Origin of the sequence: Marinomonas profundi (assembly GCF_020694005.1) — a bacterium.
Taxonomy (GTDB): domain Bacteria; phylum Pseudomonadota; class Gammaproteobacteria; order Pseudomonadales; family Marinomonadaceae; genus Marinomonas; species Marinomonas profundi.
In genome coordinates, this window is sequence record NZ_CP073013.1 from 1,015,706 (window position 1) to 1,030,029 (window position 14,324).

At 46.2% G+C, this 14,324-nt stretch carries 10 protein-coding genes and 2 tRNA genes; 2 read left to right on the top strand and 10 right to left on the bottom strand.

Annotation, left to right across the window (positions count from 1 at the left end):
• Positions 1–54: 54 nt before the first annotated feature.
• From J8N69_RS04700 to J8N69_RS04730, 7 genes are all read right to left on the bottom strand, one after another.
• Positions 55–131: transfer RNA gene (locus J8N69_RS04700), tRNA-Arg, on the bottom strand.
• Positions 132–191: 60 nt separating this feature from the next.
• A tRNA-Ser gene (locus J8N69_RS04705) sits at positions 192–281 on the bottom strand.
• A gap of 58 nt (positions 282–339) precedes the next feature.
• On the bottom strand, positions 340–528 hold the full coding sequence (csrA, locus tag J8N69_RS04710; RefSeq protein ID WP_012071293.1) for a carbon storage regulator CsrA: 189 nt from the start codon (positions 526–528) through the stop codon (positions 340–342).
• Positions 529–671: 143 nt separating this feature from the next.
• Positions 672–1,913 carry an aspartate kinase gene (locus tag J8N69_RS04715; protein WP_168825628.1) on the bottom strand — a complete coding sequence of 414 codons (1,242 nt, stop codon included), beginning with the start codon at positions 1,911–1,913 and terminating at the stop codon, positions 672–674.
• A 61-nt stretch (positions 1,914–1,974) separates the two neighbouring features.
• Complete coding sequence (gene alaS / locus J8N69_RS04720; protein ID WP_211085055.1) at positions 1,975–4,593, bottom strand: alanine--tRNA ligase; 2,619 nt, start codon at positions 4,591–4,593, stop codon at positions 1,975–1,977.
• 225 nt (positions 4,594–4,818) lie between these two features.
• Entirely contained in the window at positions 4,819–5,916 is a 1,098-nt protein-coding gene (gene alr / locus J8N69_RS04725; protein ID WP_168825626.1) for an alanine racemase, read from the bottom strand.
• A 47-nt stretch (positions 5,917–5,963) separates the two neighbouring features.
• Positions 5,964–7,217 (bottom strand): D-amino acid dehydrogenase, encoded by a 1,254-nt coding sequence (locus J8N69_RS04730; protein ID WP_168825624.1) that lies wholly within the window; start codon positions 7,215–7,217, stop codon positions 5,964–5,966.
• A 195-nt stretch (positions 7,218–7,412) separates the two neighbouring features.
• Here J8N69_RS04730 and recX point away from each other — a divergent pair, with 195 nt between their 5' ends.
• A complete protein-coding gene (gene recX, locus J8N69_RS04735; protein ID WP_168825622.1) occupies positions 7,413–7,868 on the top strand; it encodes a recombination regulator RecX in 456 nt (151 codons plus the stop codon).
• A 19-nt stretch (positions 7,869–7,887) separates the two neighbouring features.
• On the opposite strand, the gene J8N69_RS04740 is transcribed toward recX, so the two are convergent.
• From J8N69_RS04740 to J8N69_RS04750, 3 genes are all read right to left on the bottom strand, one after another.
• Positions 7,888–9,504, bottom strand: coding sequence for a coiled-coil domain-containing protein (locus tag J8N69_RS04740; RefSeq protein ID WP_168825620.1), 1,617 nt, complete (start codon positions 9,502–9,504; stop codon positions 7,888–7,890).
• A gap of 256 nt (positions 9,505–9,760) precedes the next feature.
• Positions 9,761–10,831 carry a recombinase RecA gene (gene recA / locus J8N69_RS04745; protein ID WP_211085053.1) on the bottom strand — a complete coding sequence of 357 codons (1,071 nt, stop codon included), beginning with the start codon at positions 10,829–10,831 and terminating at the stop codon, positions 9,761–9,763.
• Positions 10,832–10,951: 120 nt separating this feature from the next.
• A complete protein-coding gene (locus tag J8N69_RS04750) occupies positions 10,952–11,452 on the bottom strand; it encodes a CinA family protein (RefSeq protein ID WP_211085051.1) in 501 nt (166 codons plus the stop codon).
• Positions 11,453–11,531: 79 nt separating this feature from the next.
• Here J8N69_RS04750 and mutS point away from each other — a divergent pair, with 79 nt between their 5' ends.
• A complete protein-coding gene (gene mutS, locus J8N69_RS04755) occupies positions 11,532–14,198 on the top strand; it encodes a DNA mismatch repair protein MutS (RefSeq protein ID WP_168825618.1) in 2,667 nt (888 codons plus the stop codon).
• Positions 14,199–14,324: the final 126 nt, after the last annotated feature.

The window sequence follows — 14,324 nt, forward strand, 5'->3', positions numbered from 1 at the left end:
TCTTTAACAACGAACATCTCAAATCTGGATAGTTTTGAAATGTTTTTCTTGAAATGGTGCACCCGAGAGGATTCGAACCTCTGACCGCTCGGTTCGTAGCCGAGTACTCTATCCAGCTGAGCTACGGGTGCCCAATAACACTTCCAATTCGTTACCTTCTAAAAAAGAATTTCTATAAGGCAAACTTGAAATGGCGGAGAGTGAGGGATTCGAACCCTCGATGAGTGTTAACCCATACACCCTTAGCAGGGGCGCGCCTTCGGCCACTCGGCCAACTCTCCGTAACAAGTGGGGCGCATTATATACGACACATTTGTCTTGTAAAGGTTTTTTTAAAAATTAATCTTCAGAAATTTGATCGTCTTGTTCTTTCTGAATGCGAAGATAAATCTCTTCACGGTGAACAGATACATCTTTAGGCGCATTGATACCAATACGCACTTGATTCCCTTTTACACCTAACACAGTGACAGAAACTTCATCACCAACCATTAAAGTTTCACCGACACGACGAGTAAGAATAAGCATAAGAATATCTCCCTGTAACAGCTTTCAATGTTTTATTTGGAAGAATTGCCTGACAAAGCTTGTAGGGCAATTCCTACAAGCAATTGTAGCCTCTCGACAAAAATTAAACCATCCATCAATTAAGGCTTTTATGTATCCAAGTGTTACACTTCTCTCACTTCTGGTGTTGCATCTCCCAATTTAAACGCGGAATGCAAGGCACGAACCGCCAATTCCATGTATTTTTCATCGATGATCACCGACACTTTAATTTCTGAAGTAGAAATCAACTGAATATTAATGGACTCCGCCGCCAACGCCTTAAACATAGTACTGGCAACACCGGCGTGGGAACGCATCCCCACCCCAACAATAGACACTTTAGCGATTTTTGCATCAGACAATACCGCGCTCGCACCCAACTCCTTGGCAATAAGATTCAGCGTCGCCAGAGCCTTATCATACTCATTACGATGTACGGTAAAGGTAAAGTCCGTTGTGCCATCCACAGACACGTTTTGCACTATCATGTCCACTTCGATATTGGCATCGCTGATAGGACCGAGAATACGCGAAGCAATACCTGGAATATCAGGAACCCTTTTCAAGGTTAATTTTGCTTCATCTCTATTGAATGCAATTCCAGAAACCGCTGGCTGCTCCATACCCTTAATCCCCTCAGTTGTTATCAATGTACCTTCACCTTCCACAAAACTAGACAGCACCCTAAGCGGCACTTGATATTTACCAGCAAACTCAACCGAACGAATCTGCAACACCTTAGAGCCAAGACTGGCCATTTCCAGCATTTCCTCAAAGGTAATCTTTTCCAAGCGTCGCGCACTGTCGACAACGCGAGGATCAGTGGTATAAACACCATCCACATCGGTATAAATTTGACACTCATCCGCCTTCAACGCCGCTGCCAGAGCAACCCCAGTGGTGTCGGAGCCACCTCGACCTAATGTGGTGATGTTGCCAAACTCGTCTGCCCCTTGGAAGCCTGCCGCCACAATCACTCGTCCGGCGTCTAAATCCGCGCGCATAGCTTCGGTATCAATTTTTTGGATTCGAGCCTTACCGTGAGCGTTATCAGTCGTAATACGAATCTGCGAACCAGTATAAGAGCGAGCATCAAGGCCACGCTTCATCAACGCCATCGAAAGCAAGGCAATAGTGACCTGCTCCCCCGTTGATAACAGCACATCCATTTCACGCGCACTGGGTGCAGCATCAATGCTTTTTGCAAGCTCAATCAGCCGATTGGTTTCACCACTCATAGCCGAAACCACCACCACGATGTCATCACCTTGTCGCTTATGCTTCAACACTCGGTCAGCAACCGCTTCGATACGCTCTATCGTACCAACGGAAGTGCCGCCGTATTTTTGAACTAACAACGCCATAATCTTTTCCATTATTTAAATCAAAAAAGCCGAAATCAAAGCTCAAACAGGGCGAATCAACCTATACCCTTTCAGCAACCCAATCAGGCACTAATGCAAGAGCGGCAGACAAGCCATCTGGATTATTACCACCAGCCTGAGCCATATCAGGGCGACCACCGCCCTTACCGTCCACCAAAGGCGCAATCATTTTAATCAAATCGCCGGCTTTCACATTTTTAGTCAGTTCCTTGGTCACACCAGCAATCAAACTCACCTTGCCATCATTAACGGCGGCCAACAGGATGACAGCGGACTCAAGCTTACTCTTCAACTCATCCAGCAGATCACGCAAAGCCTTTGGATCATCCACTTCAATTTGAGCCACCAACAGCTTACCGCCATTAATATCAACCGCTTGAGAAGCCAAATCAGCGCCCGCTAGAGCGGCCATCTTGCCCTTCAGCACATCCAATTCTTTTTGCAAGCTACGCGCCTGATCACTCAAGGCAATCACTTTATCTGACACACTATCTTTATTGCCCTTAACCAGACTCGCAATCCCATCAAGCACCGCTTCTGTGTGACGAGTCGTATCAATGGCCACTTTACCCGTAACGGCTTCAATACGGCGAACGCCTGCCGCAATGCCACTTTCGGTAATGATTTTGAAGAAGCCAATATCGCCGGTACGACCCACATGCGTACCGCCACACAACTCAATTGAATAATCCGCACCCATCGTCAAAACACGCACTTCACTGTCGTATTTTTCACCAAACAGTGCCATCGCGCCTTTGGCTTTGGCCGATTCAACATCCATGATGTCGGTTTCTACAGGACGGTTTAAACGAATCTGTTCGTTCACCATGTCTTCGATTTGCTCGATTTCCGTTGCCGTCACGCCTTCAAAATGCGAGAAGTCAAAACGCAAACGCTCAGCGTTCACCAAGGAACCTTTTTGCGACACATGATCACCCAACACACGACGCAGCGCTTCATGCATTAAGTGCGTAGCAGAATGGTTCAATGTGGTTGCCATGCGCAACGTGCGATCGACTTCGCCAGTCAACTGATCGCCAACCGCCAAACGGCCTTCCTTTAGCTCACCATAATGTAAATGCGCTTTCGCTTGCTTAGTCGTATTAGAGACTTTAAAAGCGCCAGCACCACGCAACCAACCTTGATCGCCAACTTGACCACCCGATTCCGCGTAAAAAGGCGTAGATTTCAAAATCACCGCCGCCGCTTGACCCGCTTCGAGAGACTCAACAGACTCACCATCCACTAGGATCATTTCCACTTCACAAGCACCGTTTAGATTCTCATAACCGGTAAATTCAGTCACAGAATCCAGTTTCACGCCGCTCGACATGTCCATAGAAAAGTTACTGGCTGAACGTGCACGCGCTCGCTGCGCATCCATCGCCACCTCAAATCCTGCTTCGTCTATTTCTAAATCATTTTCACGGGCCACGTCGTTGGTTAAATCCGCAGGAAAGCCATAAGTGTCGTAAAGCTTAAACACAGTCTCGCCAGGAATCACTTTTTGATCGCCTAATCCAGCAATCGCCTCTTCAAGGATCTTCATTCCCTGATCAAGCGTCTTAGCAAATTGCTCCTCTTCTTTTAACAAAATAGACGCCACTCGCGCTTTTAACTTCGTTAATTCTGGATAAGCTTCCCCCATTTCGACATCAAGCGCTTCGACCAGCTTATGGAAGAACACGCCTTTCTGGCCTAACTTATTGCCATGGCGAATCGCGCGACGAATAATGCGACGCAACACATAACCACGGCCTTCATTCGACGGAATCACCCCATCAACAATCATAAAGGAACAAGAACGAATATGATCAGCAATAACACGCAATGACTGGGCACTCAGATCTTGAGTTCCGACTAGTTGCGCAGCGGCTTTAATAAGATGCTGAAACAAATCAATTTCGTAGTTACTGTGAACGCCTTGCAAAATCGCCGCGATGCGCTCCAAACCCATTCCCGTATCAACAGAAGGCTTAGGCAAAGGCGCCATATGACCATCGGCAGAACGATTAAACTGCATGAAAACCACGTTCCAAATTTCAATGAAACGATCGCCATCTTCTTCAGCAGAACCTGGAGGCCCACCCCAAATATGCTCACCGTGATCATAAAACACTTCAGAACAAGGACCACAAGGACCGGTATCGCCCATCGCCCAGAAATTATCAGACTGGTATCGGCCGCCTTTGTTGTCCCCAATGCGGATAATTTTTTCCGCCGGCAAACCAATGTCTTTATTCCAAATATCAAACGCTTCATCGTCGTCAGCGTAAACCGTTACCAAGAGTTTATCGGTTGGCAACTTCAACACTACCGTTAAAAACTCCCACGCATAATGAATCGCGTCCTTTTTGAAATAATCGCCAAAGCTAAAGTTACCCAACATTTCAAAAAAAGTATGGTGACGTGCGGTATAACCGACGTTTTCTAAGTCATTGTGCTTACCACCGGCTCGAACACAACGCTGAGACGTCGTCGCTCGTGAATAGGGGCGAAGATCTTCCCCCAAAAACACATCTTTAAACTGGACCATACCAGCATTGGTGAACAACAATGTCGGATCATTTGCTGGAACCAAAGAGCTGGACTCCACAATCTGATGCTGCTTACTTTCGAAGTACGATAAAAATGACTGGCGTAACTCAGAACTCTTCATAATGGGATGAGTCTCTATCTCTATTTTTCTGGACGGATTGGATTGCGTGAACGGCAGATTAACCAGTGCCGATTCGATGCAACGAAAAGCACAAAATAGTACACGTAAAGGATAGGTGTTTTCAAAAGAAACCGTCGTAATTTGACGGTTATTTTGTGCATAACTTAAGCAAAAGTACGATTTACGGAAGTAAACCGACTTTTGCTGACAAGATAAGGAAAGGTATTACTGTGAATCGTCACCGCGCACATAGCGATAATGCGGTCGCGCTGTCATCCTAGTCACCAATTCATAGCCGATGGTTCCAGCATAATCGGCCACTTCTTCAACCGGCACATCGCCCCCCCAGAGCACCACTTCCTGCCCCATCGCAAGCTCAACAGCAAAATCCTGCATGCGCACCGTAATCATATCCATAGACACTCGGCCTGCAAGATGGGCCGGTTTTCCATCAACCTGCAACGGCGTACCGTTTTCTGCATGACGAGGATAACCATCGCCATAGCCCACCGCCACCGTTGCCAATACGTGATCTTCTGCCGCGATATAACCAAGGCCATAACCGACTTTGTCGCCTTTCTTGAGTTGGCGTGTCGAGATCACCTTTGACGACAAGGTCATCGCCGGACGCAACCCCATTGCTCGACCACTCACCTCAGCAAAAGGCGAAATGCCGTACAACATGATACCGGGACGAATCCAGCCGCCTTCTGGCACACTCCACTTCATAATGGCCGCGGAGTTCGCCACACTGGCAGCAATGTCGCCAATCGATTGACGCGCTTGCTCAAAATACGCCAATTGCTGCAGGGTCGTTAGATCAGACAAATCATCCGCACAAGCAAAGTGAGTCATTAAAATCACGTCCTCTACTTGCCCACTGTCTTTTAATGCCGACACAAACGCCGGTGCGGCGTCTTTATCCACACCAAGGCGATGCATGCCCGAATCCAATTTCAAGAAGATCTTCTCTATCTTGGCGCCGCTAGCCTGTAATTCATCAAGCTGTTGAGCATTTTCCAACGCGGACCAAAAGCCATATTTTTCGCACAGCGCCCACTCTTCGCCTTCGAATACGCCTTCTAACAACAAGATAGGCGAAACAATGCCCGCCTCACGCAAAGCCATGGCCTCTTCGATGGCAGCCACTGCGAAAGCATCCACTTCTTTATCCAAATAACGCGAAACTTCAACCGCACCATGCCCGTACGCATTGCTTTTAACAACCGCAAACGCCTTACAAGTTGGCTGTAATTTTTTTGCATAACGATAGTTTTGTAGAATCGCCGCCAAATCTACCGTCGCCGTGAGTGGCCTTGCCATTTTTACCCCTTAAACTTTGATCGCGTTTACGACTTAATTAACGCTTACTACTTATAACGTTGTACGGAAAGATTCTGTGCATCTATCTCAGTCTTATCACCCGACATAATATCGGCAATCACCGCCGCAGAACCGCAGCTCATCGTCCAGCCCAATGTTCCGTGCCCGGTGTTCAAATACAAACCATCAATATTTGTACGACCGACAACCGGCGTCCCATCTGGCGTCATTGGACGTAACCCAGTCCAGTAGTCCGCTTGCGACAAATCACAGCCTTGATTGAATAAATCATGCACTACATGGGTGATGGTTTCCGTGCGCACTTTTGGCAAATCGAGATTATAGCCATTCAACTCCGCGGTTCCGGCCGCACGAATTCGACCGCCTAATCGAGTCACCGCCACCTTGTAGGTTTCATCCATCACGGTAGAAACCGGCGCAAACTGTGAATCGGTAATCGGAACGGTTAAGGAATAGCCCTTCACCGGATAAACAGGAATAGAAATATCAATCACCTTGAGCAACTCTTTTGAGTAACTACCCATCGACACCAAGACATTATCAAACTCGAAATCGCCCTGATCGGTTTTAACGGCGCGTACTTTACCACCTTCTACCACCAAGCGCTCAATCGCTGCACCAAACTTAAACGTCACACCCAACTCATCACAGTGCTTTTTAAGTTCTTGGCAAAAAATCAAACAATCGCCCGTTTCATCGCCCGTTAAACGCAGTCCGCCTTTAAATTTATCAATCACCGGAGCCAAGCCAGGTTCAACCTCTAAGATTTGTGCTGGCGTTAATACCTGATGAGGGACATTCAAGGCTTTTAATACCTTAATATCTTTTTCAGACGCTTCGACCTGTTCATCTTTACGGAAAAGTTGTGTCAAACCGCCTTGGCCATCATCGTACTGAATACCAATGTCTTTACGCAGAGCAATAAACTGATCACGGCTGTATTCCGCCAACGCCACCATCCGAGACTTATTCACGTCATAGGCTTTTTCAGTACAATTGGCCAACATCTTGCCCATCCAAGCCAGTTTTTTAAGCTCAGGATCCGCACTGATTTTTAATGGCGCGTGTTTTTGCATTAGCCACTTAATCGCCTTAAGAGGAACCCCAGGCGCGGCCCAAGGTGCAGAGTAGCCAGGAGAAATCTGTCCAGCATTGGCAAAACTGGTCTCAAGCGCCACACCTTCCTGACGGTCAATCACCGTTACTTCAAAGCCTTTTTTCGCCAAATAATAGGCTGACGTTAAACCAACAACACCTGCACCCAACACGCAAACACGCATAGAAAAACTCCAAATAAAGATAAAGTCATATCACCTATATTCACATAAGATATGCAGTTTTATCATCTTATTTATTATCAATATAAAGAATAAAAAACCTAAAATTTAAAATTTTAAGGTTTAATACAAAAAAATGAAATAATTCCATTGCACTGATAAAATGACAACTCAACTTAGGCAAGCAGAGACACAGACATGAATCAGCAACCGCTATCCACTTTTGACCAAGCTCTGTCACTACTGAGCCACAGAGAACACGCTACGAAAGAGCTAATCACTAAATTAAAAACCAGAGGGCATGAGGAAGAAGAAATCAACGCGACAATTGAACGCCTTCAAGAAATGAACTACCTCAATGATCAACGCTTTGCAGAAATATTTGTCAGAAGCCGAATAAGCAAGCCACTTGGTGCCAACCGAATACGACAAGAACTCATCCAAAAAGGCATAAACAGTGAACTAGCAAAAACAACCATTGCAGAAGCGGATGCGGATTGGTTCGAATTAGCAAAACAGCTAAAAGAAAGAAGATTTGGAGAGGAAATAAGCACAGACTTCAAAGAAAAAGCCAAACAATCACGCTACCTACAATATCGCGGCTTTGATTTCGAACAAATAAAATACGCCCTCTCAGCAGAGGACAGCTTCTGAAAATGCAAAAAACAAAGAGTCACTGGTGTTTTCCCCCTTGGGCCATCAAAGCCGCCACATAACGCTCCTCCATTTCGATATAGTTCTTTTGCGCCAAGTCAATTTTTCCACTCAGCTCATCAACTTTTTGCTGCAATTTGAGAAACTCTTCTGTTTGCACCCTGCCATCCGCTAACGCCGCTTCGAGGCGCTTTCGCTCCTCATCCAGTTCTGCGTTAATTTCCCGAAGATTATCAAGCTCTGTCTGATCTTGAACGACTAACGTGTCTATCGTTGTTTCACCATCGCCCGTTTCTTGCGTGGTCTCAGGATGCCGTAATTTGCCTTCTAAATCTTCTCGCAAGGCTTTTGCCTTATCCAAATCCCTTTCCAGCACTTCCACATACAACTCAGACTCACTCAGCAGAACGCGCAACGCCGCTATTTTGGATGCCTGATCAGTAGCAAAAACATCCGACGCCTTTGTAAAAGAACCTTGCTGCAACAGGTCTTCCATATTATCCATTGTGTCTCTTTCTTTATCAAAAACAGCATAAATATCAAAGGCTTTAATATTATTTTCGGTTTGGTTTTCTTTTTCAGCTTGTTGCTCTATTTCGGTTTGTTTCTCTAGTAGCGCCCTTTTCTTCTCCAACGCCTCATCACGCTTTCTCAGATCAATATTTAAATTGTACTTAATCGTTTGTAAGCTATTTAACTTACCCTCTAAACGCTTCACCACTCGACTACTTTCTAATAGCGCCTTCTCCAATCTGACGATATAAATATCATACACGCCAATATGCTTCTCATCGTCATCATGCTCATATCTCACTCGACTCACTTGCTCTTTTAAGTCGGCTATAATGCTTTTTTGATACTCTGCTAGCTGTTTAAGATCCGCCACTTTATCATCGAGTTCAGAGCCCACAGAAAGCAAAAACACCGACTGTTCAGCGTCTTTTAAAAAATCCCCTAAAGCATCAGCATAATGCTCCGAACCAGCCCTTCCCCGAACCTCAGCCAAATGCAGCTTGAGGCGATCCGCCAATTCACACAAGCTTGCGATTTCAGCGCGTGACAAGGCCAACGCAGCGTCCAGCTCAGCTTCGCCTAACAACTCATTTTGCAGCTTTTTTAGGTGAAAATTCAATTCAGAAGTAATACGTACTTGCGTAAAAACTTTCTCCCCCGCTTTTTGGATGACTTTATTTAATTCTCTCAACAAAGACTGATTCACTTTAAGAAATTTCAATAAGCCATCAATCTCTTGCGCGTGCTCCACTTTGTCTAAAATAGGCTTAAAAGCATCTAACAAGGGCAGCACTTCAGCACCAGCCGCTGATTGTTCAATAATGTGAATTTCTACATCAAGAAAAATAGCCCAACAGGTCAAAGCCGCCTTGCCTTGCAAATCTGAGCTTGGTACTTCCGCCATGAGTTGCGAGCAAATATTTCTTTGTTGCTCCAACAACGCCAGCCATTGCGCTTTCTCAGCCTCTGTAGGAACATTTTGATGGCTATCACGCTCGTCGACGCCCTTTACACCCCATTCAGCCGCGTCTTTTTTGAGGGTAAAGTAACGCCGTGAAATAAAAATTAAGCTAATAAAAAATAGCGAACTGGATAAAACCAACCCCCATTGCCAAACCAACATTACGCGCCTCCTTTCTCAATAAAACGTTAAAAACACCCAATGAGAATTCACCCACAAGTCCGCTTCTCATTTACATAACGGCTCAAGATACTATGGCTAAAGGTACCATGATGAAAGAACACATTAAGAAAGCCGCTTAATATTTAGCACACTTAGCAATAAAAACAAAAAAGCAGGCACTCAATCAAGGCCTGCTTTTTTTATTTTGCACTATCGTGCTTCTTAAACGTACGTGCTTCTTAAACGTACCTGTTTCTTAAAAGTCGAGTTGCTCTGCTTCTTCTTCGACTTCTGCCGCTTTCGCGCTGTTTTTATCATCCGCCTTAACGGTTTTAGGCAATAAGTCTTCACGAATTTTAGCTTCAATTTCTTTCGCCATTTCAGGGTTATCCGCTAAAAACTGCGCCGCATTAGCTTTACCCTGACCAATCTTGTTACCCGCATAAGCGTACCAAGCACCGGCTTTATCAACAAAACCTTGCTTAACACCCAAGTCGATCACTTCGCCCATGCGATAAATACCCGCACCGTACATAATCTGGAATTCAGCTTGTTTAAAAGGTGGCGCAATTTTGTTTTTTACCACTTTAACACGGGTTTCATTACCAATGACTTCATCACCCTGCTTTACTGAGCCAATACGACGAATATCCAAACGCACAGAAGAGTAGAATTTAAGCGCATTACCACCCGTTGTTGTTTCTGGGCTACCAAACATCACACCAATTTTCATCCGAATTTGGTTGATAAAGATCACAAGACAGTTGGCGTTTTTGATAGAACCGGTCAACTTACGCATGGCTTGAGACAGCAAGCGTGCTTGAACACCCACCGAAGAACTGCCCATTTCACCTTCAATTTCAGACTTCGGCACCAAAGCGGCAACCGAGTCAATGATGATAACATCAACACTGTTTGAGCGAACCAACATGTCGACAATTTCAAGTGCCTGTTCACCGGTATCAGGCTGAGAGATCAAAAGGTCAGCGATATTAACACCCAGCTTTTCGGCATAAGATGGGTCTAGAGCGTGCTCAGCATCAATAAAAGCACAGGTTTTACCTTGCTTCTGAGCTTCGGCAATCACACTCAATGTTAATGTCGTTTTACCGGAAGACTCTGGCCCGTAGATTTCACAAATACGGCCATAAGGAAGACCACCCGCACCTAGCGCAATATCCAAGCCCAATGACCCAGTCGAAACCGTATCAATATCGAGTTTGGCACCTTCGCCCATCTTCATGATGGCGCCTTTACCAAATTGACGCTCGATTTGAGACAGCGCTGCGTCCAGCGCCTTTTTCTTGTTGTCTGCAATAGATGACATAGTGAAATCCTTGTGGCTACTTTTCATTGTGATTAATTGTCGTTGTGGCTATTTTTTACTGTGGACAACTCTAGCGCTTTTTTTTGATAATCTCAACAAATACTGTATATAAAAACAGTATTATTTTTGACCGCTTTCTAGCGTTTCTTTTATGCCATTCAATGCCGCCAAGACAGTCGCTTCTCTTATCGCTTGACGATCCCCTGAAAACTGAAAACGCATCACCTCAGCTTCCTTGCCAACCAACTGCCAGCCAATATACACACAACCCACTGGCTTTTCTGCTGAACCGCCAGCAGGGCCGGCCACACCACTAACCGCCACGGCAATATCTCCCCCTAACTGTAAAGCCCCAGCACACATTTCTCTCACGGTTTGTTCAGATACCGCACCAAAAGATAAAAGCGTCTGCTCTTTGACAGACAAACCGCGCACCTTAGCCTCATTCGCATAACTAATCACACCGCCAAAAAACCACGCCGAACTACCGGATATTTCCGTGCACACCGCGCCAATTAGCCCACCGGTACAAGATTCCGCCGTGACGAGCAACTGCCCTTTTGCCTTTAAGAGCTCGCCTACTTGCTGTGCGGCTTGTGTCATTTTTTGCATCTGATTCATTCGTTTTATCCCTTAAATCCTAGGAAAATATCCCGTAGAATACCCCTCTATTTTTTGGATCACAATCGAGCTAGCCCAAATGAGTAATACACCAGCAGATAATCACACGCCGATGATGCGCCAATACTTTGGCCTTAAGTCACAGCACCCAAATCAACTGCTATTTTACCGCATGGGCGATTTTTACGAGCTCTTCTATGATGACGCTAGACGGGCGTCTCAGCTGCTTGATATCACCCTCACCGCCCGCGGCCATTCCGGTGGCATGCCGATTCCGATGGCTGGCATTCCCTATCATGCAGCAGAAAACTACATTGCACGCTTGGTTCGTATGGGCGAATCCGTTGTCGTCGCGGAGCAAACCGGTGATCCCGCCACCAGCAAGGGCCCGGTTGAACGCCAAATCGCTCGTATCGTCACCCCTGGCACCATTAGTGATGAAGCGTTCCTTGAGGAAAAACGCGAAAACCTCCTACTCTCTCTGGCTCACCAATCCCGCAAAGGGCTCGATGTGTTTGGCTTTTCTTATTTAGACATGGCCAGTGGTCGTTTTTGTCTGTTTGAAGTGGATGGTCACGAAGCGCTTGCCAGTGAATTGCAGCGTTTATCGCCCAGAGAGATTCTCATTTCTGAAGATTTTCCCGCACGAAAAACACTAAAACTGGAAAAAGGCATTGCTGAACTTGGGCCTTGGCATTTTGATTATGAATCCAGCTATCGCCAACTGATCCAACAATTTAACACCAAAGATTTATCAGGCTTTGGCTGTGAAGCGCTAACAGCCGCCATTGCTTCTGCCGGTGCCTTACTGCAATACGCCAAAGACACCCAACGCTCGGCTTTACCACACATTCAATCCATCATGGTTGAGCACAAAGATGATTCCGTTCTGATTGATGGCGCGACTCGACGTAACTTAGAAATCGACGTTAACCTCACTGGCGGCACCAGCAACACGCTAGTGGAAGTACTAGACAAGTGCGCGACACCAATGGGCAGCCGTTTGTTAAAACGTTGGTTGCACACTCCCATTCGTGACTTAAATGAAATTCAGGCTCGCCAACAAGTCGTCGCGCAATTGCAGCAAGATCAAACCTACCAAAGCTTTGAATCCCCCCTGAAAAAAGTCGGCGATTTAGAGCGCATATTGTCACGCGTGGCGCTCCGTTCCGCTCGCCCACGAGATTTATTACGCCTACGCTTTGCACTGGAAGCGGCACCAGAAATCAACCAATTATTAGCCAATACAACAGCCGAGCGATTACAAGAACTCAACCAGCGAATTCTCGCGCAACCCACTATTACCGACACCTTGACAAAAGCCTTGGTCGAAAACCCACCCTCAGTAGTGCGTGATGGTGGCATTTTTGCCAAAGGCTACGATGAAGCGTTAGACGAGCTTTTAGCCTTATCGACCAACGCCACTGACTTTTTGGCAGAAATGGAGCGCAGCGAAAAAGCCCGCACTGGCATTAGCTCATTAAAAGTCGGCTTTAACCGAGTGCATGGCTATTACATTGAAATTAGCCGTCTGCATTCCGACCAAGCACCAGTGGAATACATTCGTCGCCAAACACTGAAAAACGCCGAACGTTTCATTACGCCAGAACTAAAAGCCTTTGAAGACAAAGCACTGAGTGCAAAATCCAAATCCCTTGCCAGAGAAAAAGAGCTCTATGAAGCGCTTCTTGATACGCTAAATGGCATTCTAGGGGAATTACAAACCACCAGCCAAGCCTTGGCACAACTCGACGTGCTAAACAACTTTGCAGAACGCGCCAACGCGCTGAGTTTTACCTGCCCTGAATTGCATCATCGTGGTGGTATTCAAATCATCGGCGGTCGACACCCGGTGGTGGAATCCGTCATATCCGACCCCTTTGTACCGAACGATCTTGAGCTGAATAGCAAACGTTCCTTATTGATGATTACCGGCCCAAACATGGGCGGTAAATCGACCTACATGCGTCAAATTGCCTTGATCACTTTATTGGCGCATACGGGGTGTTTTGTCCCAGCCGAATCGGCGTCTATTTCTGTCGTTGATCGAATTTTCACCCGCATGGGATCATCTGACGACCTCGCTGGCGGGCGCTCCACCTTCATGGTGGAAATGACAGAAACCGCGAACATTTTAAACAACGCCAGTAAAGACAGCCTAGTACTAATGGACGAAGTGGGCCGCGGCACCAGCACCTTTGATGGTCTGTCACTCGCTTGGGCTGCCGTCGACTATTTAGCCAATAAGCTAAAATGCTATGTTTTGTTCGCCACCCATTATTTTGAGCTCACCACACTCGCAGAACAATTAGACAACGCAGCCAATGTTCACCTAACCGCGACAGAATACGATGACGAAATCGTTTTTCTACACAAGGTACATGAAGGCCCCGCCAGCCAATCATACGGCCTACAAGTGGCGCAATTAGCCGGTGTGCCGCGTGATGTTATTGGCCACGCCAAGCAAAAACTAAAGCAACTGGAAGTCGTAACGGGCATTGATCTAGATACCAGCCAACCAGCAAGTCCAGCCCTGCCAAACTCAGTACAGCCAAACCCAGCCAATCGTAAGAAAAAAGTTCAGGAAGACAACGCTGGCTACCAACCTCAGCAAGCAGACATGTTTGCCCAAGCGGAACAAAACATCTTGAAAAACGCCATTGAGGAACTCGATTTAGATAACATGACGCCATTAGAAGCCATTAGCGCCCTTTATAAGCTGAAGTCTCAGCTATCATTGGTATAAAACGTTGACATAAACTTGGTATAAACGGCTGTTGATATAAGCTAATAGCAGATAAATGTAGACTATTTACGATTGTTGCTTGCCGCGAAATAGTCTATACCTCTAAAATAGCGCGCAATCATTTTT